We start from the raw sequence: 24,620 nt of genomic DNA on the forward strand, positions 1-24,620 counted from the left end.
GTTTATAATTATACTAAAGAAGATTAGTTAAGGTAATTTAATAAGACTACTAAAAAAGAGGAGGGTGTTATTAATGACTAAAACTAAAAGAAACAAAAAGAGTGGGTGGCAAGATAAGTTTAAAGATTATGCAAAAGTTGGTGTAGTGATTGCTATAGTTTTTTGGATTTTCTCTATAGCTAATGGAGCGCAACAGTTGGCTATTGAAAATAAAAAAATTGTACAAAAACCTAAGTATAAAATATCTTATGTAGCAGGTGGGCCAAAGCGATTTAAAGAAGAGTTTAAGAATTACCTTGAAGATACTGATAAAAAGATAGAGACGAATCAGTACTTATGGAGTACAATCATAGTTAAGAATACTGGTGGAAAGAAAGCCAAAGAAGTTAAGATTAAAGATAAAGCTGCTATAGAAATTACTCAGATAGGAGTATCAGAACCTGGTTGGGGATATACTGAGGCAGAAGTTAGTTATAATAAAAAGAAGCAAGAAGCAATAATAACTCTGAAAGAGCTAGAAGTAGGAGAAAAGATTTATGCATTTATAGCTATGAATCCTTCTCAACTTAACAAACCATATAACCTAGCTGTTGATCAAAAATGGGCTGGGACGTATAGAAGATATCAAGATAAGATAACTGTTAAATCAAATTTAGCTAAAAGAACTTTATATGGTAATGGTTATGCTAGTTTGTATAAATAAAATTTGTGCCCCCTATCCTAGAAGGAATTATCCTTCTAGGAATTTTTAATTTAGTAATAGATACTATATTTGTTATAATAAAAAGAGAAGCTTAATAGTACTTTATAATATATTTTTTAGAAAGGGGAGTTACTGTTGAATTTACACGGAAAAGAAATATTATTAATTGAAGATGATCAACATATTTTTTCTTTAATTGAAGCAATGTTAAAACCATATGATGTTAATTTAACTTTTGAGAAAGATGGTATGAAGGGTTTAGAAATGGCATTATTTAATAATTACCATTTGATTTTATTGGATATTATGCTTCCTAAAAAAGATGGCTGGGAGGTATGTCGGCAATTAAAGAATTCCGGAATTGATACGCCAATAATAATGCTAACTGCTAAAGTAGAAGAGGCAGATAAAGTTTTAGGTTTAGAGATGGGGGCTGATGATTATGTAACTAAACCATTTAGTCCTAGGGAATTAATAGCTAGAATAAAGGCAGTCTTGCGAAGATTTGAAAAAACAAAGAAAGTAAAAACTGAAACTAGATTGCAATTTCCTAAAATTAATTTAGAAATTAATCTTAAAAGTTATGATGTGTATGTAAAAGGGAGTAAAGTAATGGTTGCTCCTAAAGAGTTTGAGTTATTATCTTTTTTAGCTAGCCATCCAAATGAGGCATTTAGTAGAGAGGATTTATTAGACCAAATTTGGGATAATAATAGCAAACAGACAAGAACAGTTGATGAACATATTAAAAGATTAAGAAAAAAACTTACTGCTGCGGGATTAAAGGATATTCCTTTAGAAACTGTGTGGGGGATTGGATATAAATTTGAAATAGAGGATGAAAAAAAGAATGAAGTTTGATATTAAAAGTTTCTTCGGTAGGCTAATGTTATCTCATTTAATTATTATCTTAATTTCTTTACTTGTAATTGGAATTATATTTGGTTATTTAATTCAAAACTATTATTTTGGATTAAAGGAATGGAAAGTGACTAGAAAGGGCCAACGGATTGCTAAATTAGTTAGTAGAAATGTATCAGAAAACAAACTAAAGGCTATTGAAATAAAAAAATTCAAAGATAAAATTAATACAATCTCCCGCTCATCAAATATGGATATTGCTATTGTAAATAGACAAGGCGAAATTATTTTTGACTCTATTGCTCAGGAGTTTAATTTAACTATTAAGAATAATGAGATTCAGAGAGTTCTAGCAGGCAATAGAATAAGTAAAAAAATAATGGGTCCAGATAATAAAAGTCTACTAATGATTTTTCCTTTGTTTAAAACAAATAATAATAATTCTATTATACTAGAGTCAAAAGAGTGGAATAGTAAAATTATCGGCGGAATAGTCTTACGGACACCAATGGGTAGTGTAACAGAAACTATTAATGAAATTACCAAGTTGATTTTATACTCTTTTCTAATAGCAATGATTGCAGCTATCTTTTTAAGTTATTTTTTTGCTCGTCGGGTAACAAAACCACTTATGGCTATTAATAATGCTGCTATGAATCTTACTGAAGGCAATTTTAAGAAAGTAAAACCTCCTTCAAATAGTAGTGAAGAAATTGAAAATTTAGTGAATTCATTTAATTATGCAGTAGATCAAATTGATGAAACATTACAAGAGAAAAAACATTTAGAGAGAATGCGAAGGGAGTTTGTAGCTAATGTCTCTCATGAATTTAGAGCCCCTTTAACTTCGATTAAGGGCTTTTTAGAGTTGTTATTAGAGCATGATTTAGATAAATCTGAAATTAAGCAATATAGTCAGATTATGTATAAAGATACAGAGTATCTAGAACATTTGTTAGAGGACTTACTTATCCTAAGTAAGTGTGATTCAAAGAGTTTGTCATTAAATAAAGAGTATGTTACCCCTAATCAATTAATTAACAGGGCGGTCAAGTCTTCCCAAAACAAACTAAAGAAAAAGAATTTAGATATTAAAGTGGAATTAGCAGATGATTTGCCCAATCTTTATGTAGATTCAAATCGCATTCATCAGGTTTTAATTAATTTATTAGAGAATGCTATAACCTATTCCCCTTTTAATGGTCAAATAATAATTTCTGTCCAGCAATACAAACCCGATCAAGATGTTATTAAATTTTCTGTAACTGACCAGGGACCTGGAATTTCTCAAAAAGAAAAAGAAAAAGTTTGGCAGAGATTTTATAAGATCGATACTGCCCGAACCAGAAAGGAGAAAGAAGGTAGTGGATTGGGCTTAGCTATCGTTAAAGATATAATATCTAAGCATGGTGGAGAAGTAAAGTTAGAAAGTAAACTTGGTGAAGGAACTACTTTTAGTTTTATATTAGGGCCAAATTCAATAGACTCCATTTAATACCAGCTAAAAAATTAGATTATTTTTTGCATTTTGTTTATAAAATGTTTATAATTTTAAATAGAGAGTAATAAAATATTTTGATATAAAGATGGGGGATATAGATGTTGATAAATTCTGTAGCCAAGGAGAATAGTTGGGTTTTAGCTGATTTAATTAAGGATTTAAAAGTAAAAGAAAAAATTAATTTTAAAAATTATAAAATAAATAATATAACGAATAATTCAAAGGAAGTTACAGAGGGTTCAATTTTTGTAGCTATAGAAGGATTTAATGTAGATGGACATGATTATATTTTTGAAGCAAGAGAAAATGGAGCAGTAGCTATTATTGGTGAGAAAAATATGACTCCTCCAGCTGATATGTTATATATTAGAGTTAGTAATAGTAGGAAAGCTTTAGCAAAATTAGCTGCTAAGTTTTATAATTATCCTTATCAGCAGATGAGATTAATTGGAGTAACTGGTACAGCAGGTAAGACAACAACTGCTTCAATGGTTGATAGTATAATTAATCAAGTAGTTAAACAAACTGGATTGATTGGAACATTACATACTAAGATAGGTGATAAATGCTATTCTAATCCACACCAGTGTACAACTCCTGATGCTGTAACACTATATGAGAGATTGGCCCGTATGAAAAGAGAAAAAATTGATTATGCTAGTATGGAGGTTTCTTCTCATGCTCTAAAGTTGGATAGAGTTTATGGTTTAGAATTTAATATTGGTATTTTCACTAATTTATCTTATGACCATTTGGATTTCCATCCAACTTTAGATGATTATTATCAAAGTAAAGCTAAATTATTTTCTAATTTAAAGTCAGAAGGAGTTGCTATTTTTAACTTAGATGATGACTATACTAAATCACTAATTAGCGATTTAGTATCTAACAATTATTATACTTATGGAATTGAGAAAGAAGCAGATGTTGTAGCTCAAAAGATAAAGTTAACTAGACAAGGGATTACATTTGACATAGAAATCAATCAGGAATTAGTAACTTTAAATAAAAAGATTATTAAACCACAAATAATTAAAATAAAATTACCAATTTTAGGTTATCATAATATTTACAATGCTTTGGCAGCTTTTATAGCAGGTGTAGTTTTAGGAATTAGTCTAGAAGATATTAAGAAAGGATTAGAGGGTTTTACAGGAGTTAAGAGAAGAATGGAATTGATTTATGATGAAGAGTTTACTATTATTGATGATTTTGCTCATAATCCAGCTAGTTTAACTGCTAATTTTGAGACTATAAAGGAATTAGAGTATAATAATTTAGTTATTATTCATTTTTTAAAAGGCCAAAGAGGGACCAAAATAAACAGGCTTAATGCTCAATTAATAGCTGATTGGAGTAAGGAATTGGATTTAAAAGAAATTATTACAACAAAATGTGCTAAAAGAGTAACTGAGAAAAATAAGGTGTTATTTAAAGAAGAAGAAGTATTTACTGATATTATTAGTGAACATAATATTCGGATTATTAATATGAAAGAACTAGAAGATGCTCTTAAATTAGGGTTAGATAAGGTTACTAGTAATGACTTATTACTATTGTTAGGAGGCCCTGGATTAAATAAGGCAAGTGAAATAATTGATTCTTGTCTATAATGAATATTCTACAAGGAGGGAAAGGTGTGTTTGATTTAAAAAAGGTAGTGATTCTGATTTTAATTGTAGTATTGTCATCTTTACCGGCTTATGCACAAGGCGTTAAGATTAATGCTAAATCAGCTGTTTTAATGGATGCTCAGACTGGACAAGTTTTATTTAGTAAAAATAAGAATTTAGAATTACCACCAGCTAGTATAACTAAAATTATGACGATTTTATTAACTATGGAAGCAGTTGATGCAAATAGAGTTAGCTTAGATGATAAAGTAACTGTAAGTAGTTTAGCAGAATCAATGGGAGGTTCGCAAATTTGGTTGGCAGCAGGAGAAAAGTTGACATTAAAAGAGCTCTTAAAAGCAGTAATTATTCCTTCAGCTAATGATGCTTGTGTAGCATTAGCAGAATATATCGGGGGAACAGAAAGAAATTTTGTGCGGATGATGAATCAAAAAGCTAAAGAATTAGGATTAAAGCACACTAATTTTATTAATTCTACAGGATTACCTGTTGATCATGGTAAACACTATTCTAGTGCTTATGATATTGCATTAATGGCCCGGGAATTAATTACAAAACATAAAAAAGTTTTAAAGTGGACAAGTAAGCGCGTGGATTATATTAAGAATGGAACCATTCCTTTATATACTACTAATGATTTAATTGGGTATTATCCTGATGCTAATGGATTAAAGACTGGTTGGACAGAAGAAGCTGGATATTGTTTAGCAGGAACAGCTACTAGGGGAGAAACTACTTTGATTGCAGTTGTAATGGGAACTAAGAGTGATAAGGCTAGAGTAGCTGAAACAGCTAAGTTATTAGATTATGGATTTAATGCCTTTCATACGGTTAGATTGATTAATGCTGGAGTGGAAGTTAATCAAGTTAAAGTAAAAAAAGGTAAAAAGCTAAAGGTACCTGTTGAAACAGCTCGTGAATTTTCAGCACTTATTAAATTAGGTACTAAAGATCAAGTTAAAAGGAAATTTAAAATTAACGAAAAATTAATAGCTCCAGTTAAAAAAGGAGCTGTAGTTGGAAAAGTATTATTTCTTCAGCAAGGTAAGAAATTAGGAGAAGTAAAACTAATAACAACCAAGGAAGTAAAGAAAGCAGGTTTCTTTACAATAATATTTAGGTGGCTTAAAAATTTTGTAATGAGTTATTTTAATAAATGATTACTAGTAACCTCTGGATTTAATCCAGAGGTTGTTTTAGTTTAGGGGCATTTTATCACAGGTATTAATGGTTTGCATAGTATAGAGTGAAGGAGGTGAGACTAAGTGGTTGAAGCTTTAGCTAATTATAATATTATCACTCTTGGTTTATTAGCTAGTTTAGCTGCTGGTTTAGCTACTGGTGTAGGTGCTTTACCTATCTTTTTCACTCGTAAAATCCCTGAAAAAGTATTAAACGTTTCTTTAGGATTTGCAGCTGGGGTTATGTTAGCAGCTACTTCCTTTAGTTTGATTATTCCAGCTATTGAAAAAGGAGGTGGTGGAGTTGCTGGAGCTACAATAGCTTTATTTGGAATTTTAGCTGGAGGGGGATTTTTAGATATTGTAGATAAATTTTTTCCAGATACTAATTTGTTAGCTAATTCGACTAATGAGGAAGCTAATCTAAGAAAAGTTTGGCTTTTTGCCTTAGCAATTACTATACATAACTTTCCAGAGGGATTGGCTGTGGGAGTAGGATTTGGCGATGGTGATATTGTGAGTGGATTAAGTTTAGCTATAGCAATCGGATTGCAAAATATTCCAGAAGGTTTAGCAATTGCTCTTCCATTTATTCATGAAAAAATAAGAGTTTGGAAGGCTTTTGGAGTTGCTTTAGCTAGTGGATTAGTAGAACCAATTGGCGGATTATTAGGAGTGGGATTAGTACAAGTATCACGTCCTTTATTGCCTTTTGCTTTATCTTTTGCAGCAGGAGCTATGTTATTTGTAATTAATAATGAGATAATTCCTGAAACACAAAAAGATAATGATTCTAATTTAGCGACTCATGCTATCTTAATTGGATTTGTAATTATGATGTTTCTAGATAATATTTTAGGATAATAAAAAGATAGCTGCCCTGTAATCCCAATTGTTTAAGGGAAAGCAGGGCTATTATTTAGTTAGGATTTTTTGAATAAGTAAGTTTGACAAACTTATATAAAAATAGTATTATTAGAACATAATGAGTTTTTAATCTTCTAAATTATTTTAAATTATAAGGAAGTATTCTATTAATATTCATAGAGGTATGTTTAATTTAGTGAAAGATAAAACATTCACGGGGTAATTTATGCTAAGCACCTGTATTTATAGTTATATAATACCCCTACTAAGTAGAGGTCTTTATATTTCTATAATTTAAATTGTTAATAAATCATAAAAATATTGACTCGTTATCAATAAGATGCTACACTGATAATGAAATCAATTATCATTTGATTATTGGGATTAACAAATTAAGAGAATACATAATTACTTTTAGGGAGGTGTTTAACACTAATTTATAAATAAGTTAGCTTTTGATATACTTATCAAATTATTAAAAATAAAAGGAGGAAGATAAATATGAAGAAATTTTTAAGTTTAAGTCTAGTATTTTTACTATCACTTGTAGTATTAACAGGCTGTGGAGGAAATCAGCCCGCCACAAATCAAGGACAACCTAAAAAAGAAGCTGATACAGTAACAGCAGCTTCAATAACAGGAAAAGAAGCAGTCTTTAGAAAAGCTGTTAGTGAGAAAGGGACTTGGATAGTAGCAGCATTAAATGATTTAACATTTGATGAAGAGCTAGTAATAGCAGGTACATTCCATGATAAAGGTAAGGCTAGTAATGAAGTGTATCGAAAGATAGCTCCATATACTCAAGATGATAGTTATAATGTAACAGAAAGATATACAATAACAGCACCAAAGTTTATTGTTAAGAGTCCAAATGCTAAATTCCAAGGTGGAATTTTTGCAGGTGATGTATATGTCAAGGCTAAAGGATTTACAATTGATGATGCAACAGTAAAAGGAAATGTATACTTTGCTAAAGAGGAGTATAAGTCAAGCTTTACTACTGAAGCTGGAGGTAAAGTGACTGGAGTTACTAAGGTTAAAGGGAAGGCAGATGTAGTAACAGCAGCTTCAATAACAGGAAAAGAAGCAGTCTTTAGAAAAGCTGTTAGTGAGAAAGGGACTTGGATAGTAGCAGCATTAAATGATTTAACATTTGATGAAGAGCTAGTAATAGCAGGTACATTCCATGATAAAGGGAAGGCTAGTAATGAAGTGTATCGAAAAATAGCTCCATATACTCAAGATGATAGTTATAATGTAACAGAAAGATATACAATAACAGCCCCAAAGTTTATTGTTAAGAGTCCAAATACTAAATTCCAAGGTGGAATTTTTGCAGGTGACGTATATGTCAAGGCTAAAGGATTTACAATTGATGATGCAACAGTAAAAGGAAATGTATACTTTGCTAAAGAGGAGTACAAGTCCAGCTTTACTACTGAAGCCGGAGGTAAAGTGACTGGAGTTACTAAGGTTAAAGGGAAGGCAGATGTAGTAACAGCAGCTTCAATAACAGGAAAAGAAGCAGTCTTTAGAAAAGCTGTTAGTGAGAAAGGGACTTGGATAGTAGCAGCATTAAATGATTTAACATTTGATGAAGAGCTAGTAATAGCAGGTACATTCCATGATAAAGGTAAGGCTAGTAATGAAGTGTATCGAAAGATAGCTCCATATACTCAAGATGATAGTTATAATGTAACAGAAAGATATACAATAACAGCACCAAAGTTTATTGTTAAGAGTCCAAATGCTAAATTCCAAGGTGGAATTTTTGCAGGTGATGTATATGTCAAGGCTAAAGGATTTACAATTGATGATGCAACAGTAAAAGGAAATGTATACTTTGCTAAAGAGGAGTATAAGTCAAGCTTTACTACTGAAGCTGGAGGTAAAGTGACTGGAGTTAGCAAAGTAAAATAATATAGAATATAGTATAATGAAGGGAAAAAGGATTAACCCAATATTGGGTTAATCCTTTTGTGTGCTCTGTAGTCTATGATGATAGTAGGTGTAAGTCCTGCCTATTCTGGAAGAATGGATAATATGGTTGAGATATTGTGGCACTCACAGACGAAATGGGTGAGCAAACGGAGAAAACAAACGTCAACCTAAGTTAATAAAGAACAGGATATGAAGCCAACAGTAACAGGGTGTTCATTGTGAGATGTAATCTGAAGAGTTTGAGGCGAAAAATCAGTCCGGAACAATATGTGAACCGAAGGTGGCATTCATTAGTGACGACTCACCAAAATAATGGGGAAGTCCAAGGCTAACTTATAGACCATAGGAATATGTTAGGCTAATGAGTGTGATTATGGTCGGAATGATTGGAATATAGCATAGGTGACCAGAGGATGCTCTAATATGGTCTTTATAGAAATTTATAAAGATAAGTGATGATATAACCTGAATAGGGAAAGTCAAAGCGATGAAATATTAGAGTTCAGAAGCTATCATAGTAGTGAAAAAAAAAAATCAATGAAAGTTGATTACAGTGAAGGATAGCCAGGTTATTGAAGTTTAGAATTGAGTGTTGATGGTATTTAAATCAAAATGGTTTAAACATTGTTAAAGACAATAAGTCTTAAAAGAAATAGCGGACAGAAAATCATAACTGGAAGCGTGATGAATTTAAGAAAAACCATGACCTAAGTAGTAGTAAACTAAGAGGTGCGATTGGCGAGAGCTTAGAAGACGTGCTTAGGAATGCTACGAATATAGGGGTTTAGATATTAAGACAGGATAGGAAGAACTGGTAAGTCGTGAGGTAGGATAGGTGAAAAAAAAAAATTAGTTCGCTATATAGTATAAAAGATTTAGTGACTAAGAAAAGACATTTACATTGTGCAGCTCAGAAAGTTTTGAATAATGGTGGTTGTGGAGGGATTGACGGTGTAGAAGTTGAAGAATTTAGAGAAAATTACACTAAGAATATGAGTGCTTTATATCGCCAGTTAACAGAAGATAGATATGAGCCACAACCAGTTCTAAGAACGTATATCTCAAAAGGAAATGGAGAACAAAGACCACTAGGTATTCCAGTAATTAAAGACCGAATTGCCCAACAAGCAGTGAAACAGATTCTAGAGATACACTTTGAAGAAATATTCTGCGACTGTTCTTATGGTTTTAGACCTAATAGGTCAACCGAAGATGCAATTAAGAAAGTAGAAGAATATAAAGAACAAGGTTATAATTGGGTATTAGACGCAGATGTCAAATCTTACTTTGATACAATAGACCATGAAATTTTAATGGAGCTGATAGCAGAGGAAGTAAGTGATGGTTGGATATTAGATATTATTAGGTCGTGGCTTACTATAGGTGTCATGACTGAGCAAGGAAGAGAAGAAACAACGGAGGGAACTCCACAAGGAGGCGTAATTTCTCCACTTTTAGCAAATATCTACCTACATCACTTTGATAAGAAAATGACGCGTCGAGGATATAAGATAGTTAGATTTGCCGATGACTTTATAATTATGGCTAAGAGTAAAGCTAAAGCAGAACGTGCTTTGGAAGTAACTCGCCAGATTATAGAAAATGAATTAAACTTAAGACTACATCCTCGGAAAACAGTAATTACGAATTTTGATGATGGGTTTAAATTTCTAGAATTTAGATTTTATAATGGTGATTATAAAATGCCAAAAGAGAGCTCTATTAAAAGTTTCAAGGATAAAGTAAGAAAGAAAACCAAAAGGAATAGATCAATAGGAGTAGCTGTAATGATTGATGAACTTAATTTAATTATTAGAGGTTGGGGTAATAGCTTTCTACTAGGAAATGTTAAAGGACTATATAAAAAGTTAGATGGTTGGATAAGAATGAGAGTACGTTGTTTTATAGAAGGAAAGAAGGCGAAAGGACAGAATTATCGCCTTCCTAATAAAATATTAAGAGATTTAGGACTAGAATCACTGCTTACCGATGTGCTTTAGACAAGAGTAAAATATACATTTGTGGCAACACAAAGACGATAACTTACTCTCTGTTAAGGAGCAACAATGACCGAAAGCTGTATACGGGAGAACCGTACGTGCAGTTTGACAAGAGGTCCCAGCCGTGAGGCTGGTCCTACTTTATTATTTATACTATCGTTTAATGTTTATGATATAGCTCACAGAAAGTTTTTTTATCGGCTGATAAAATATGAAAACAAAGAAGTTTAACATTTATTGTTTAATTTTATTTAGGGGAGGGGGTAAAAATTATGTCTCATAGAATTACTGAAGCTGATTGTATTGCTTGCGGTCAATGCCAGGCGGTTTGTCCGGTAGATTGTATTTCTGAACAGGATGACGGTAAAAGAGTTATTGCTGAAGATGATTGTATTGACTGTGGTGCTTGTGCGTCTATTTGTCCAGTAGATTGTATTGAGCAGGTTTAAAAAATTGGGTTTCTCTGTGATATAGATTACGGAAGTATGCTAGCGAATGAGATATACTTGTAATTGTTAGAGAAAAGTAAAGAACTATAAGGAGGGAACAGTGTATGGATATGTTTTGTTATCAATGCCAAGAAACTGCAAAGAATGAAGGATGTACAGTTAAAGGAGTCTGTGGGAAGGAACCAAAGACAGCAAATTTACAAGATTTATTAATTTATTTGTTAAAAGGAATTTCCATTTATACTACTAAAGCTAAAGAATTAGAAGTTAAGACTCTAAAAGCAGATGAATTTGTAATGGAATCTTTATTTATGACGATTACTAATGCTAATTTTGATGATACTGCATTTATCGAGCAGATTAAAGAAGGTTTAGATCTAAGAGATAAGATAAGAGCTAAAGCAGAAGAAGCTGGTGCTAACTTTGATGATAATAAATTATATGAGGGAGCAACTTGGAGAGCAGAAACGGAAGCTGAATTTATCACTAAAGCAAATGAAGTTGGAGTTTTACAGACAGAAGATGAAGATGTAAGGTCATTAAGAGAATTAATTACTTATGGTATTAAGGGAATGGCTGCTTATACTGAACATGCTTATAACTTAGGTTATGAAAAGCAAGAGCTTTATGATTTTATGCAAGAAGCTTTGGTTGCTACTACTGATGATAATTTAAGTGCTGATGAATTAGTGGAGTTAACATTAGAGACAGGTAAATTTGGTGTAGAAGCTATGAAGCAGCTTGATGAAGCCAATACAGAAAGATATGGTGACCCAGAAATTACTGAAGTTGAGATTGGTACTAGAGATAATCCAGCAATTTTAATCAGTGGTCATGATTTAAAAGATATGGAACAATTATTAAAACAAACAGCAGGCACTGGGGTAGATGTTTATACTCATAGTGAAATGTTACCGGCAAATTATTACCCAGCTTTTAAAAAGTATGATCATTTTGTAGGTAATTATGGTAATGCTTGGTGGCAACAAAAGGAAGAATTTGAGAAATTTAATGGGCCAATATTATTTACTACTAACTGCATAGTACCACCTAAATCTGATGCTAGTTATAAAGATAAAATCTTTACAACTGGTGCAGCTGGATTAGAAGGAGCAACTCATATTGAAGCAGATGAAAATGGAGATAAAAATTTCCGGGAAATTATTGAGCTAGCTAAAGAATGTGACGCTCCTGAACAGATTGAAGAAGGTACAATTGTTGGTGGATTTGCTCACAATCAGGTAATGGAATTAGCTGATAAAGTAGTAGAAGCAGTTAAAGAAGGAGCTATTAAAGAATTTTTCGTGATGGCTGGTTGTGATGGTCGAATGAATAGTCGAGAATACTATACTGAATTTGCAAAGGAGTTACCAGAAGATACAGTAATTTTAACTGCTGGTTGTGCGAAGTATAGGTATAACAAACTGGATTTAGGAGATATTGATGGTATTCCACGAGTATTAGATGCAGGGCAATGTAATGATTCTTATTCTTTAGCAGTAATTGCAATGAAATTACAAGAAGTATTTGAATTAGATGATATTAACGAATTGCCAATTTCTTATAATGTGGCTTGGTATGAACAAAAGGCAGTAATTGTACTTCTTTCTTTATTATATTTAGGAGTTAAGGATATTAAACTAGGGCCAACATTACCCGCCTTTTTATCAGAGAACGTTGCTAGTGTATTAGTTGATAAATTTGGTATTAGTGGAATTGAAGAAGTAGAAACAGATATTGATGAGTTTTTGAGTGCTTAAGTAAAATTTATAAAATAAGGTATTGCTAATTTTATTTTTCATTTATATATCCCTGTTCATATAATTAATACCCGGGCTAACTTTTTGCTCGGGTATTACTTTTTCTATAATCCAATTTGTTTAACTAATTTAGATAACTTATAAATAAGCTAAACAATGATCAAATTTAAGTAAACTGGATTGAATAAATATTTAATTAAGAAATTTAGTATAATATTATTTAGAATAAGAGGATATTTAAATAAAGGAGGAGATAATTTGGGTAATCAAGCTTTGATGATTGTTGATGTCCAAAATGATACAAAGGAGAATATGCCTCGGATGCAAGAAGTTATAGAGAATTTAACTAAAATAGTAACTGAAGTTAGGAAAGAAGAAATTCCAATATTCTATCTTTGTGACTGGCACACCGAAGCTGATCCCGAGGTAAAAAGAGTTGGCCCACACTGTATGGCTGATACGTCAGGCGCAAAGATAGTTTCTAAAGTTGCTCCAACTAAAAATGATATTGTAATTAAAAAGCGAGAACAAAATGGGTTTTCTAATCCTAAGTTAGCTGAAAGATTAGGTGAATTAAATATCACTGAAGTATTACTAACTGGTGATCTATGTGTTTATCCTAATGCCAAAAGTTTGTTAATGAATGATATTAAGGTCAAAGTGTTTCGCGATGCAGTAGCAAGTCCTTATGGTCGAGATAAGCTTATTAGAGAACTACAGGTTTTTGATATTCCACTGTTGAGCACGAATGATTTTTTACAAACTAGTAGTGGATAACTCTTTAACTTTTTAGGAATAATAATGAGTAAAAAGAGGAGGTCAAATTAATTATGGGAAGCTTTAAGGTAAAAGAAAATATTTATTGGGTAGGAGCTAGGGATTGGAATCTGCGGTCTTTCCACGGGCCGGCCTTTAACACTCCTCATGGAACCACATATAATGCATATTTAATAAAAGATGAGAAGAATGTACTGGTTGATGGAGTTCATAAACCATTTACAGATACTTTATTTGAGCATATTCAAGAAGTTATTGATTGGGAAGATATAGACTATTATATAGTGAATCACGCTGAACCGGATCACTCAGGTTCTTTTCCGGCCACAATGGAAAAACTACGGGATGATGTTACTGTAGTTTGTACTGCTAGTGGCAAAAATAATTTACTTGAACACTATGGTGATAGTTATAATTATCAGGTGATTAATAGTGGTGATACTATTGATATTGGAGCTAGAACTTTATCTTTTCTGGAAGCCTCAATGCTCCACTGGCCAGACAGCATGTTTACCTATATTCCAGAAGATAAACTTTTACTACCGAATGATGCTTTTGGAATGCACCTTTGTGTTTCCAGTTTATTCGATGACCAGAATGATCAAAATCTGCTAATAAAGGAAGCTAAAAAATATTTTGCTAATATTTTGACTCCTTTCAGTGACCTAGTGTTAAAGAAATTGAATGAAGTAGAAGAAATGGGACTTGAGATTGATATAATTGCCCCTAGCCACGGGATAATCTGGCGGGAAAACCCAGAAGAAATCATTAATAAATACGTTGAATGGGCAGAGATGAAACCGAAAAAGAAAGCAGTTGTTATCTATGAAACAATGTGGGATAGCACTGAATTAGTAGCTCAGAAAATTGTTGAAGGACTTATAGATGCGGGAATAGAAGTTAATTTTTACCGTAAATCCATTTCAGATAAGAATGATATAGTTACCGAAATTTTGGATGCAAAAGCTGTTATTGTTGGGTCTCCAACTATAAATAATGTAATGATCCCAGCAGTAACTCCTATATTAGAAGAACTAGAAGGTTTAAGATTTAAAAATAAATTAGGTGCTGCTTTTGGTTCAAAAGGTTGGGCTGGAGGAGCTGCGCAGAGAATTGCGGACCGATTAGAAAAAGCTAAGATTAATTTAGTTGGTGAGCCATTTGAATTTAAATATGTGCCGAATGAAGAAAAATTGGATGAAGCTTATCAATTAGGAGAAAAAATTGCAGAGAAAATTAATAAGTCTAAATAGTGATTTAGCATATTAAAGGAGATGAAAATATATGTTTACTGCGAAAGATAAAATTGGAGAGATTGCAACTAAATTTCCGGCTGCTATGTCTATATTTCAAAAATATGGGATAGATTTTTGCTGTGGTGGTGACCGGCCATTAGCAGAAGCAATTGAAGAACAAGAGCTGGATAAAGAACAATTAATGGAAGAGATTAATACAGTTTATCAAGAAAAAGAAGCTGAGTTAGAAGAAATTAATGATAATTGGGAAGAGACTTCCTCTAGTGATTTAATTGATTATATTGTCGGTCAACACCATACTTTTCTGAAGGATAAACTACCAGAAATTAGTGAATTAGTAATAAAGATTTTACGTGTACACGGGATTAACCATGAAGAAGAGTTAACTAAAGTACACCGCTTATTTCATAACTTAAAAATTGATTTAGAACAGCATTTGCTGAAGGAAGAAGAAATTGTATTTCCAGCGATTAAGAAATATGAACAGAACACAAAAGAAGAGAAACAGGTTAATGGTTTTTCAAGGGTTGATGAATTGAAACATGAGCATGACCAGGCGGGAGATATTATAAAAGAGTTACGGGAAGTTACTGCAGATTATAACGTTCCTGATGACGGATGTAAAACTTATGAACGAACTTATCAGCTATTAGAAGAACTAGAAACAGATCTTTTTCAACATATACATTTAGAAAATAATATTCTTTTTACTCGCTTGAAACAATAATAAAATAATAACTTAATTGATTATAACCTATCCAGTTTTAAAAGTTATTTAGCATTATTTCTTTGTCGGCGAGATTAATTTAAAGCTCCAAAAAATATAAATGCCCTGTAATCCCAGTAGTATTAAGGGAGGACAGGGTTCTTTGTTTTCATTAATATGTAAATTGGTACCGAAGGTGGGGCTCGAACCCACAAGGCCACAAGGACCATTGGATTTTGAATTCAACGCGTCTGCCAGTTCCGGATGAGCGGCTCAATGACGGGGATCTTGAAGAATTAATTTAATATAAAGCATTGGATTACTTAAATCCTGCCTAAGTAAAATTAGGGAGGTTTTTTATATTATGAAGCTATAAATGAGCAAATTTGAACCCATATTATTCCAAGTCAAAAAATAAAACAAGACATTCCCAACATTTTGGTGTAGAATAAAGTTACCATACCAAACTCTCACCAGAAAGGATGTTGGAAATGTCTAATAACTTTATTCTACCTGATAATAAGCTAATTGACAAGTTTTTTGACGAAAATAATTTTAATCTTTATTATTCTAAACCAGCTTTAAAGCATATAAAAGAATTCATTCTAGCAGGAATTTCTAAAAGGTTTTCATCTAAAACAACTGATATTGCAGAGTATAGTGAAAATCATAGAACTACAATTGGTCATTTCTTATCTAAAGGAAACTGGAATGAAGAATTCATTAAAGAAATTATTAAAAACCAAAGTTTAGAGTTTTCATTTGATTATGCAAAGAATAATGATGAACCAATCTTTATTCTTCATGATGACACTGTTTCTGAAAAGACTAATCCTTCGTCACAGGCAAAGTCACCAATTGAGAAAACTGATTTTTGCTACTCTCATTTAACTGGAAGAACTGTGTTAGGACATCAATTATTAACTACTATGATTCAATCTGGTGAGCATAATTTAGTTTATGACCTTCAACGCTATGATAGAGAAGGCAAAAGTAAAATTGATACTGTTTGTGATATTGCAGAATCTATGCCTACACCACCTACAAATGCTTATGCATTATTTGATTCATGGTATAATTGTCCTAAAATAATTAATGCTTATGCTAAAAAGGGTTATCATTGCATTGGAGCTCTTAAAAGAAACCGCATTATTTACCCTAAAGGTATTAGAATCGGTATATCTGATTATGCAAAATATATTCAAAAGAGTGATGTTCACCTTGTGACCGTGAACGGCTCTGAATATTGGGTTCACCGTTATGAGGGAAACCTGAATAATATAGAAAATGCGGTTGTAATTTTATCTTGGCCTGTAGATGCTTTTAAGAATTCTAAGGCTTTAAGAGCATTCCTCTGCACTAATGTTTCTTTAGATGAAAAAACTATTTTAGAATACTATTCTAAACGCTGGTCTATTGAAGTATATTTTAGACAATCTAAAAGTATATTAGGTCTTGATAAATATCAAGTCAGATCTATCAAAGCCATAGATAGAATCTGGGTATTACAAAATTTAGTTTATTTATTTTGTACCATTGGTTTAGATAAACCAATGAAATTTGGCAGAGGTGTTCTAGAAGCCAGAAAGCACAGTAAAAGAGAATATATAGAATGGATTTATGAATGTGCTCAAACTGGCATACCATTAAATACCACTTTAGAGTTATTAAATGTTGCATAGAAAAACTATATCAAGTTGCTTCCATAAATTGGAACGGTTTTTGCTCATTTATAGTTATGAAGATAAAAATGCAGAAAGAAAAAGAGGATAAAACAGTTAAAGAAGCTTTTCAAGAATTTATTAAGTATTGTAAAGTAAAGAGCTTATCAGAATCTACAATTAGTTATTATAAGACTAGTTATAGTTACTTTGTTGATTTCTATGGTGCAGATAAATCAACTAAAGGAATTACAAGAGCATTAGTCAATGATTTTATACTCTATCTCAAAGGAAGAGATATGAATAATACCTCTGTCAATAGCAGGTTAAGAAGAGTTAGAGCTATGCTCTATTACTTTATGCGGTTAGGTTATATGGAAGAGTTTAAGATTGAAATGATTAAAGCCGAGAAGAAGCTAAAGAAGACTTATAGTGATAGTGAGCTAGAACTGCTATTAGAGAAGCCTGATAAGAAAGAATGTAGTTTTGCTCAGTATAGAAATTGGGTAATAGTAAATTATCTTGTGGGAACAGGTAATAGATTAAAGACCTTAGTTAATGTAAAGATAGAAGATATTGATTTTGATAGTGGTTATATCACACTAAAAAAGACTAAGAATAAAAAACAACAAGTTATTCCGTTATCTAAGCAGTTAGCTAAGATTTTAGTGGAGTATTTAGAGTATAGAGAAGGTGAGCTAGAAGATTATTTGTTCTGTAATATTTATGGCAAGAAGTTAAAGGAGAGTACTTTGAAGTCTGCTATTAGAAAATACAATTTAAGACGAGGAGTTGATAAGACTTCTATTCATTTATTCAGACATACCTTTGCTAAGAAGTGGATATTAGCAGGTGGCGATGTATTTCGATTGCAGAAGATCTTAGGACATTCTACTATGGATGTAGTTAAAGAGTATGTAAATATGTTTGGCGATGATCTGAAGAAAGAATTTGATAAGTTTAATCCTCTTGATCAGGTTGCAGATAATCATGATCCAATACAGATGAAATAAAGATATAGCCGGGGGCTTTGCCTTCGGTTTTTATTTTGACATTTTTTGATCAATCTTTATATATTTAGAGGAAAATTTATCTTTTCGTGGTAATATAATAATAAGATTTCCTAATAAGAGGTTTTATCTGATAATTAATCTAATAAAAAAGGGGGAGTTGCATTGAAGAAGGTTTTTATTTGTCTTTTAATTATTTTTATGACTATGTTGTCTACTAATTTAGTATTATCAAGTAATTTGCCTAATAAGCAAGGAGTATATTATTTACCGAATGGTTTAACAGATGTTAGAGATATAAAATTTAAAAATAGTGAAATAATTATTACTTCAAAAAGCGAGTTAGGAGATGTATTTATTGCAATTTACAATATGGGCAAATCTCATCTTTCAGGATCCATGTATTTTAAAGCAGTAGATAATGAAAAAGTATTAGAGAATGATTTACCAGATGCAAACGGGAAATATTATTTACCTCAAACTTTAACTGATGTAAAAGATGTAAAAATTTTTGATGATGAAATTATGATAACCTCTAAAACAAAATTTATGACTGGCGATGTAATAAGCTTGTTGTATAGTTTTGGTAATTCTAATCCAACTTCTATAGCTAGTTTTGAATCAACTTCAATTGATAAAATATTAAAAGATGATCTACCAAATGAAAAAGGTAAATATTATTTGCCAAATGGTTTATCTGATCTTAGAGATTTGGAAATAAAAAATTCTGAAGTATTTTTAACTTCAAAAGCTTTATCAGGGAAAATAATGACGATTATTTATGAAATGGGAAAGTCTATTCCTAAAAATATGGCAGTCTTTGAGCCAAAACCGATTAATAAGATTGTCGATAAAGATTTTAAAAGAGAGCAAGGGGTATATTATCTACCAGAATCATTTACTGATGTAAAGGATTTAGCAATAAAAGGGCCAGAAATTTGTTTAACTTCGAGAGGAGAGTCAGGTGATATAATAGCAACAATATATGAAATGGGAGAATCATATCCTAATTCCATATTAATATTTAAATTAGTTTCATATGAAGAGTTTGCTAAAGAAACTTTAAAAAAAGAGCAGGGGCTTTATTATTTGCCTAAAGCATTAAATGATTTTAGAGGCATTGAAATAATTGGGGAAGAAGTTCTCCTAACTGCAAGAAATGATTCAGGTAATATATTTACAATGATTTATGAAGCAGGAAATTCTTATCCAGTATCAATAGCACATTTTAAGCCTACAGAACCAGAAAAATGTTTTAAATAATATAGTGAGGGGAGAGTAATATACTCACTAGCGTTGCATCGTTTTTTATAAAAAGTCATTGAAAAAATAAAACTCCTTTGATTAAATAGATAAGTACCCACCACAGTACAAAATCCATGAAACCAAAGGAGTTGAAATCATGAATTATTGTACCATACTTTTAACTAAACTGCTAGATATTATTGATAAAAATTTTCTAAAAGGTTTAATTAATAAATATAATGCAGATTATAAGGTTCATAAGCTAACAACGGAAGTTCATTTGTTATATTTACTTTACTTTCATCTTACTAAAAAAGAAAGTTTAGAAGATTTTGTTTCTGATTTAAAAAATAATAAACAACTAAATAAAGCATTGCCTAAGATAAGCAAGTCTCAGTTATCTCGAAAAAATGAAGATAGAACTTATAAAATTTTCTTTGAGATTTTTCAACACCTCTTTGATAAGCTTAAAGCTAATAAAGGGCTAAAAAAAGCATTAAAAGAAATTGGTTCTGTAAAAATTTTAGATTCTTCAACAGTAAGCTTATGTTTATCATTATTTCCTTGGGCTAAGTTTAGAAGTACTAAAGGTGGAATTAAGCTTCATACTCTATATGATTTAAATACTAATGCTCCAGAAAATATAATAATAAGTGATGCTGTAATTCATGATAAAGAAATATTTTATAATTTAACTTTTAATCCTAGCTATACTTATCTTTTTGATAGAGCTTATATAAAATATCAAAAATTTGATGAATTTATAGGTGCGACTTGTTGCAATATGAAAAGTATTGCCTAGTATTGTAATAATACTAGAACTAAAAGACCTATCAGTCAAATGAGAGGGTTAACACCTTGAAGGGCTGACGATGATACTCCGAACTGCAATAAATTGATTAAGTAATTTATTGTAGTAAGCTCGGTGAAGTCGGGTGAGAGTTGTCGTAATCATACGAAAATTATTCAGCGGTGGATAATGCAACTTATAGCTCGGTCGCCCATAAAGTATCTAAGATAAGAATATACCATATAGGTATTGACGAATTCCTGAATCGTACGGGTCTAGAATTCAAATAACTAGAAATGGTTATACCAACAAAGTTTGGGGTATGTGGGGTAAGTAAGATTCTATATTATGAAAATCCTTATACACTTATAGGGTGTATATAAAACATACAGGCTCATAGGGAATATCTACGGATATATGTTAAGGGTAAGGTCTTTTGGAACAAGGGAAGTCAGCGACAGGGAGGTCTTAATACCTTTGAACTGGTGGTATAGAAAGAATAATATAATATACCTTAATGCTGATGAAAGTAGTGGCACAGTACCATTGAAGCCTTAATAACAAGAGGTGGAGGGATAGCCACAAGTGAAATAAAATGATAATAAAAGTTATTAATATAGTACATTGGTTTCTTGTAAGACTAATAAAAGTGAAGGGTTTAGACCTTTTAGCTGCCCAATGGGATTCTGAGAAGAGTTTTCAGCTATATATGATAAATAGTAATAATCATTTTATTTCATGGCACGCCTTGTGAGTTTGAAAATCTCACGCAGGGTGTAGAATGGGGGAAAGCTGGAGATGTTTTCAAAAGCTTACCTATCATTATAAAGAAGACGCTTTGAAAGAGAAGAGATGATTAGACAAGCAATTGAAGAGGATGATCAAGAAACTTTAATTGAATTAGGATTTATTAAGAAGGAGCTGAGCTAAATGAGTAAAGATGAGAAGTTTGTAGTGAATGACGATCATAAGGCAAACTGGACATTAAAGAAGATTCGTAAATTAGAAGAAGAGAAAGCTAAGAATAAGGACTTTGCAGAACAAGAGATAGCTGAAATAGAAGAATGGTTAGCAGCAGAGAATAAAACTTTAGATAATAAGATAGATTTCTTTCAATCATTACTAACAGAGTATGCTTTAAATCTAAAAGAAAAAGATGAAGAGTTCAAAACTAAGTCCTTGCCGGCTGGAGAATTACAATTTAGGAAGCAGAGAGCTAAATGGAAGTATGACCAAGAACAGTTATTAGCATCAGTAAAAGCAATGGGTTTAGATGAGTTAGTGAAAATCAAAGAAACAGTTAATAAAAGAGAGCTAAAGAAGAAGATTGAGGTTAAAGAGGGTAAAGCAATAAACGCTGTTACTGGAGAAATCATTGAAGGGATTCAAGTGATTAATCGAGGTGAAAAGTTTAAGATCAATATTAATGAAAGGAACTGATATTATGGAATTAAGAGAGTTAAGAAAGCCATTTGCTTGAGAGAAGATTAAGTGGAGAGTAGGAGCTACTACTAATGATAAGAAAAGAGGATTAGCACTTTCTTATGTAGATAGCAGGGTAGTAATGGAAAGATTAGATAATGTGTGTGGAGTAGAGAATTGGTAGAAGAAATATAGCTTTGGTAATAATGGTGAGATTATCTGTGCAATTGGAATTAAGATAGAGGATAATTGGATTTGGAAATCAGGGGGAGCAGGGCAGACTGATTTTGAAGCTATCAAAGGTGGTTTAAGTGATGCTTTTAAAAGAGCTGCTGTTAGTTGGGGGATCGGGCGTTACTTATATGAACTACCGACAATTTGGGCTGATATCAAGAAACAAGGTAAAAATTATGTGATTAAAGATGAACCTCAGCTACCAGCAGAATTTCTACCCCAAAAAGAGAATTATGTTGATCAGATCAGAAAGTTATATCAGAAGAACCCAAGTGCTTCAGGAGAAATTATCACTACTTTTCTAACTGAAATTGGAATAAAAGATGCTAAAGATCTATCTAATGTAAATAGATTGAATTTGAATCAAGCTAAGAAACTAATAGAAAAATTAAAAGATGTGCAAAAACCTGCTTCCTAATTTGGAGCAGGTTTTCTCTTTAAAGGGAGAGAGATAATGAACTATTTAGAAATAGAAAAATAAAAATTTAACAATAAATAAAGGATTTTGTATAAAAAGAGTATAAATAATAATTTAAAGGGATAATAGTGCTTTGTTTACAATATTTAATATAAATCAGTTTATAAGGAGAATAGAAAAGATGATTATAAATAGTAATTTGCCTGCACTTAATGCATTAAATAATTTAAAAAAGAATAATAAGAAAAGCAGAGAAAATATAGAACAATTATCTTCTGGAAAAAGAATTAATAGTGCAGCTGATGATGCAGCAGGATTAGCTGTATCTGAAAAAATGAAGTCTCAAATGAAAGGGTTAGGTCAAGCCCAAAAGAATATACAAGATGGTATATCATTGCTTCAAAACTGCTGAGGCTGGAGGTAAAGAAGTTCATAAGTTATTACAAAGAGCTAGAGGGTTAGCAGTACAGGCAGCAAATGATACTTTAACAAAAGACGATAGGAATAATATAAACAAGGAAATTACTGAGATAAAAAAAGAAATAAACAATATTGCTAATAATACGCAATTTAATAATATTAATCTTATAGACGGTTCACAGTCTAAGTCAAAAGAAGAAACTTTTACTGCTCCTTATATTGGAGAGTTTGAAATAACTTTTAATCCTACCTCAGAAGGAAATTTAGGAGTTAGTAATAATAATACAGTAACTGGTATTAGGTTTCAGTTTGTAACACCTGCTGATAAAGATGGGGTGTGGTCAGAAGTTGATATTGCTAGTACCCGAGAAAAATCCTTAGATAATCTAAAAAATAAATTTTATGCAATTAAGTCTGGTTCTGAGGGAGCTCCTAGTGAACAGTTAACAATTGCTAATATGGACATGCATATAGTAGGAAATAAAGTAATTTTTACTTCGGAGGATCCATTTACTAGAACACATGACCCAGCAAATGGTATACAGGGGCAAAGATATGTCACAGGAAGTCTAGCAGAATTATCTGTTGAATATGAAGATCCTGATGCAGGAATTGAGTTGCAAACAGGTGCTAATAGTAATGATAGTCTGAAAATTAATATTTCTAGTATGACTACAAGTGCTTTAGATATAACTGATATTGATGTAAATGATCATTCAAGTGCTTCAACTGCAATAAATAAGTTAGATAAGGCAATAAAAAAAGTTTCTAGTGTAAAAAGTAATTTAGGTTCTTATCAGAATAGATTAGAACATTCCTTAAATAATGTAAATAATTATGATGAAAATTTAACTAAATCAAAGTCTAGGATTTCAGATCTTAATATGGCAAAAGGAATATGCAAAAGACTAAAAGAGATATTTTAATGAGTGCTGCTCAATCTGTATTAATGCAAGCTAATGCAAAACCATCACAGATACTTTCATTATTAAAGTAAACAAAAGGAGGAGTTTAGTAATGTATTGGATAGGAGTTTTTATAGCGATTTATATTATATCTTTACTAATAAATAAAAAGGAAGATAAGAAACCAGATTCAAGAAAAAACTTAAAGGAAAAGTGGAAAAAAGATAACCTAGATGATGCTATTGAAGTTATTAATACAGAAGATATTGATCAAATAATTGCTTTTTTGGAGGTTGAAGCAGAAATAGCTGTTTCTGAAGGGAAAGATACAAGATCATTAGCAGGTATGGGAACAGTTATTTTTGGGCCAATAGCTTTATTAGCTGAAGGAGTAAAAGAGCTTATTAATGGATCAAAATGGCGTGGACAGGGTGGAAAAGCACGAATAGATAGTTATATAAAAGATTTAAAAGAATATAAGAAGATTAAATTAAAAGGAATAAAAAAAGCTTCAGATGAAAAAGGAAAACTTAAATTTTCCCGAGGGAGATTAGAAAACAAAATACCAAAATTAATAAATTATAGAAAAGAAGAATTAGATGCTTTGAATGAAGAAGGGATAGTTTCAGATGAAAAACGCATTGAAGAACTGAATAGACTTAAAGAAATAGAAGGATATTTAAGTAGTGAAATCAATTATATTAACTCTGTGATCATGGAAAGAGAAGAGATGGATCAAAAGGTAAAACAATATCATGATAAAAAGGATAAGATAAATAAAGCTTATGAAAGAGGTTATATGTCTGAAGAAGACTATCAAAGTAAGCTTCAAGAGATAAAAAAAGATTTTAATAATTAAAAATCTAAGGCAGGATTTAA

22 protein-coding genes and 1 pseudogene are annotated in these 24,620 nt (G+C 31.5%); all 23 read left to right on the forward strand.

Annotation, left to right across the window (positions count from 1 at the left end; all coding sequences use genetic code 11):
• Positions 1-73 precede the first annotated feature (73 nt).
• The 23 genes and pseudogenes from HALHA_RS02010 (at position 74) to HALHA_RS02115 (ending at position 24,600) form a co-directional block, all read left to right on the forward strand.
• On the forward strand, positions 74-703 hold the full coding sequence (locus HALHA_RS02010; RefSeq protein WP_015326123.1) for a hypothetical protein: 630 nt from the start codon (positions 74-76) through the stop codon (positions 701-703).
• Between the two features lie 135 nt (positions 704-838).
• Positions 839-1,564, forward strand: coding sequence for a response regulator transcription factor (locus HALHA_RS02015; protein WP_015326124.1), 726 nt, complete (start codon positions 839-841; stop codon positions 1,562-1,564).
• Positions 1,554-3,059, forward strand: a complete 1,506-nt coding sequence (locus tag HALHA_RS02020; RefSeq protein WP_015326125.1) for a sensor histidine kinase — start codon at positions 1,554-1,556, stop codon at positions 3,057-3,059. Before HALHA_RS02015 ends, HALHA_RS02020 begins: the two co-directional genes overlap by 11 nt.
• Before the next feature lie 104 nt (positions 3,060-3,163).
• The gene (locus tag HALHA_RS02025) at positions 3,164-4,678 is read left to right on the forward strand and encodes a UDP-N-acetylmuramoyl-L-alanyl-D-glutamate--2,6-diaminopimelate ligase (RefSeq protein ID WP_015326126.1); all 1,515 of its coding nucleotides are present in this window, start codon (positions 3,164-3,166) and stop codon (positions 4,676-4,678) included.
• 26 nt (positions 4,679-4,704) lie between these two features.
• Entirely contained in the window at positions 4,705-5,859 is a 1,155-nt protein-coding gene (locus HALHA_RS02030; RefSeq protein ID WP_041607609.1) for a D-alanyl-D-alanine carboxypeptidase family protein, read from the forward strand.
• 105 nt (positions 5,860-5,964) lie between these two features.
• Entirely contained in the window at positions 5,965-6,744 is a 780-nt protein-coding gene (locus HALHA_RS02035) for a ZIP family metal transporter (RefSeq protein ID WP_015326128.1), read from the forward strand.
• Between the two features lie 504 nt (positions 6,745-7,248).
• A complete protein-coding gene (locus HALHA_RS13590; RefSeq protein ID WP_015326129.1) occupies positions 7,249-8,667 on the forward strand; it encodes a hypothetical protein in 1,419 nt (472 codons plus the stop codon).
• Positions 8,668-9,536: 869 nt separating this feature from the next.
• Positions 9,537-10,688: a group II intron reverse transcriptase/maturase gene (ltrA, locus tag HALHA_RS02045; protein WP_015326130.1), complete on the forward strand. Its 1,152-nt coding sequence runs from the start codon at positions 9,537-9,539 to the stop codon at positions 10,686-10,688.
• Positions 10,689-10,960: 272 nt separating this feature from the next.
• Complete coding sequence (locus HALHA_RS02050; RefSeq protein WP_015326131.1) at positions 10,961-11,137, forward strand: 4Fe-4S binding protein; 177 nt, start codon at positions 10,961-10,963, stop codon at positions 11,135-11,137.
• A 104-nt stretch (positions 11,138-11,241) separates the two neighbouring features.
• Positions 11,242-12,897, forward strand: a complete 1,656-nt coding sequence (hcp, locus tag HALHA_RS02055; protein ID WP_015326132.1) for a hydroxylamine reductase — start codon at positions 11,242-11,244, stop codon at positions 12,895-12,897.
• 258 nt (positions 12,898-13,155) lie between these two features.
• Positions 13,156-13,674 carry a cysteine hydrolase family protein gene (locus HALHA_RS02060; protein WP_015326133.1) on the forward strand — a complete coding sequence of 173 codons (519 nt, stop codon included), beginning with the start codon at positions 13,156-13,158 and terminating at the stop codon, positions 13,672-13,674.
• Positions 13,675-13,727: 53 nt separating this feature from the next.
• Positions 13,728-14,927, forward strand: a complete 1,200-nt coding sequence (locus HALHA_RS02065) for an FprA family A-type flavoprotein (RefSeq protein WP_015326134.1) — start codon at positions 13,728-13,730, stop codon at positions 14,925-14,927.
• Positions 14,928-14,958: 31 nt separating this feature from the next.
• Positions 14,959-15,657 (forward strand): iron-sulfur cluster repair di-iron protein, encoded by a 699-nt coding sequence (gene ric / locus HALHA_RS02070; RefSeq protein ID WP_015326135.1) that lies wholly within the window; start codon positions 14,959-14,961, stop codon positions 15,655-15,657.
• A 470-nt stretch (positions 15,658-16,127) separates the two neighbouring features.
• Positions 16,128-17,318: an IS701 family transposase gene (locus tag HALHA_RS02080; RefSeq protein ID WP_015326136.1), complete on the forward strand. Its 1,191-nt coding sequence runs from the start codon at positions 16,128-16,130 to the stop codon at positions 17,316-17,318.
• 68 nt (positions 17,319-17,386) lie between these two features.
• A complete protein-coding gene (locus HALHA_RS02085) occupies positions 17,387-18,310 on the forward strand; it encodes a tyrosine-type recombinase/integrase (protein WP_211205041.1) in 924 nt (307 codons plus the stop codon).
• A 162-nt stretch (positions 18,311-18,472) separates the two neighbouring features.
• A complete protein-coding gene (locus HALHA_RS02090) occupies positions 18,473-19,570 on the forward strand; it encodes a hypothetical protein (protein ID WP_015326138.1) in 1,098 nt (365 codons plus the stop codon).
• 139 nt (positions 19,571-19,709) lie between these two features.
• Entirely contained in the window at positions 19,710-20,354 is a 645-nt protein-coding gene (locus HALHA_RS02095; protein WP_015326139.1) for an IS4 family transposase, read from the forward strand.
• 918 nt (positions 20,355-21,272) lie between these two features.
• Positions 21,273-21,782 carry a host-nuclease inhibitor Gam family protein gene (locus HALHA_RS02100; protein ID WP_015326140.1) on the forward strand — a complete coding sequence of 170 codons (510 nt, stop codon included), beginning with the start codon at positions 21,273-21,275 and terminating at the stop codon, positions 21,780-21,782.
• 46 nt (positions 21,783-21,828) lie between these two features.
• Positions 21,829-22,155: pseudogene (locus tag HALHA_RS13910) on the forward strand (Rad52/Rad22 family DNA repair protein); the annotation flags it as partial.
• A gap of 21 nt (positions 22,156-22,176) precedes the next feature.
• Entirely contained in the window at positions 22,177-22,416 is a 240-nt protein-coding gene (locus HALHA_RS13650; RefSeq protein ID WP_041607613.1) for a hypothetical protein, read from the forward strand.
• A 181-nt stretch (positions 22,417-22,597) separates the two neighbouring features.
• Positions 22,598-22,828 carry a flagellin N-terminal helical domain-containing protein gene (locus tag HALHA_RS13595; protein WP_015326141.1) on the forward strand — a complete coding sequence of 77 codons (231 nt, stop codon included), beginning with the start codon at positions 22,598-22,600 and terminating at the stop codon, positions 22,826-22,828.
• Complete coding sequence (locus HALHA_RS13600; RefSeq protein ID WP_015326142.1) at positions 22,800-23,762, forward strand: flagellin N-terminal helical domain-containing protein; 963 nt, start codon at positions 22,800-22,802, stop codon at positions 23,760-23,762. Before HALHA_RS13595 ends, HALHA_RS13600 begins: the two co-directional genes overlap by 29 nt.
• A gap of 91 nt (positions 23,763-23,853) precedes the next feature.
• Complete coding sequence (locus tag HALHA_RS02115) at positions 23,854-24,600, forward strand: hypothetical protein (protein ID WP_015326143.1); 747 nt, start codon at positions 23,854-23,856, stop codon at positions 24,598-24,600.
• Positions 24,601-24,620: the final 20 nt, after the last annotated feature.

Source organism: Halobacteroides halobius DSM 5150, assembly GCF_000328625.1.
Taxonomy (GTDB): domain Bacteria; phylum Bacillota; class Halanaerobiia; order Halobacteroidales; family Halobacteroidaceae; genus Halobacteroides; species Halobacteroides halobius.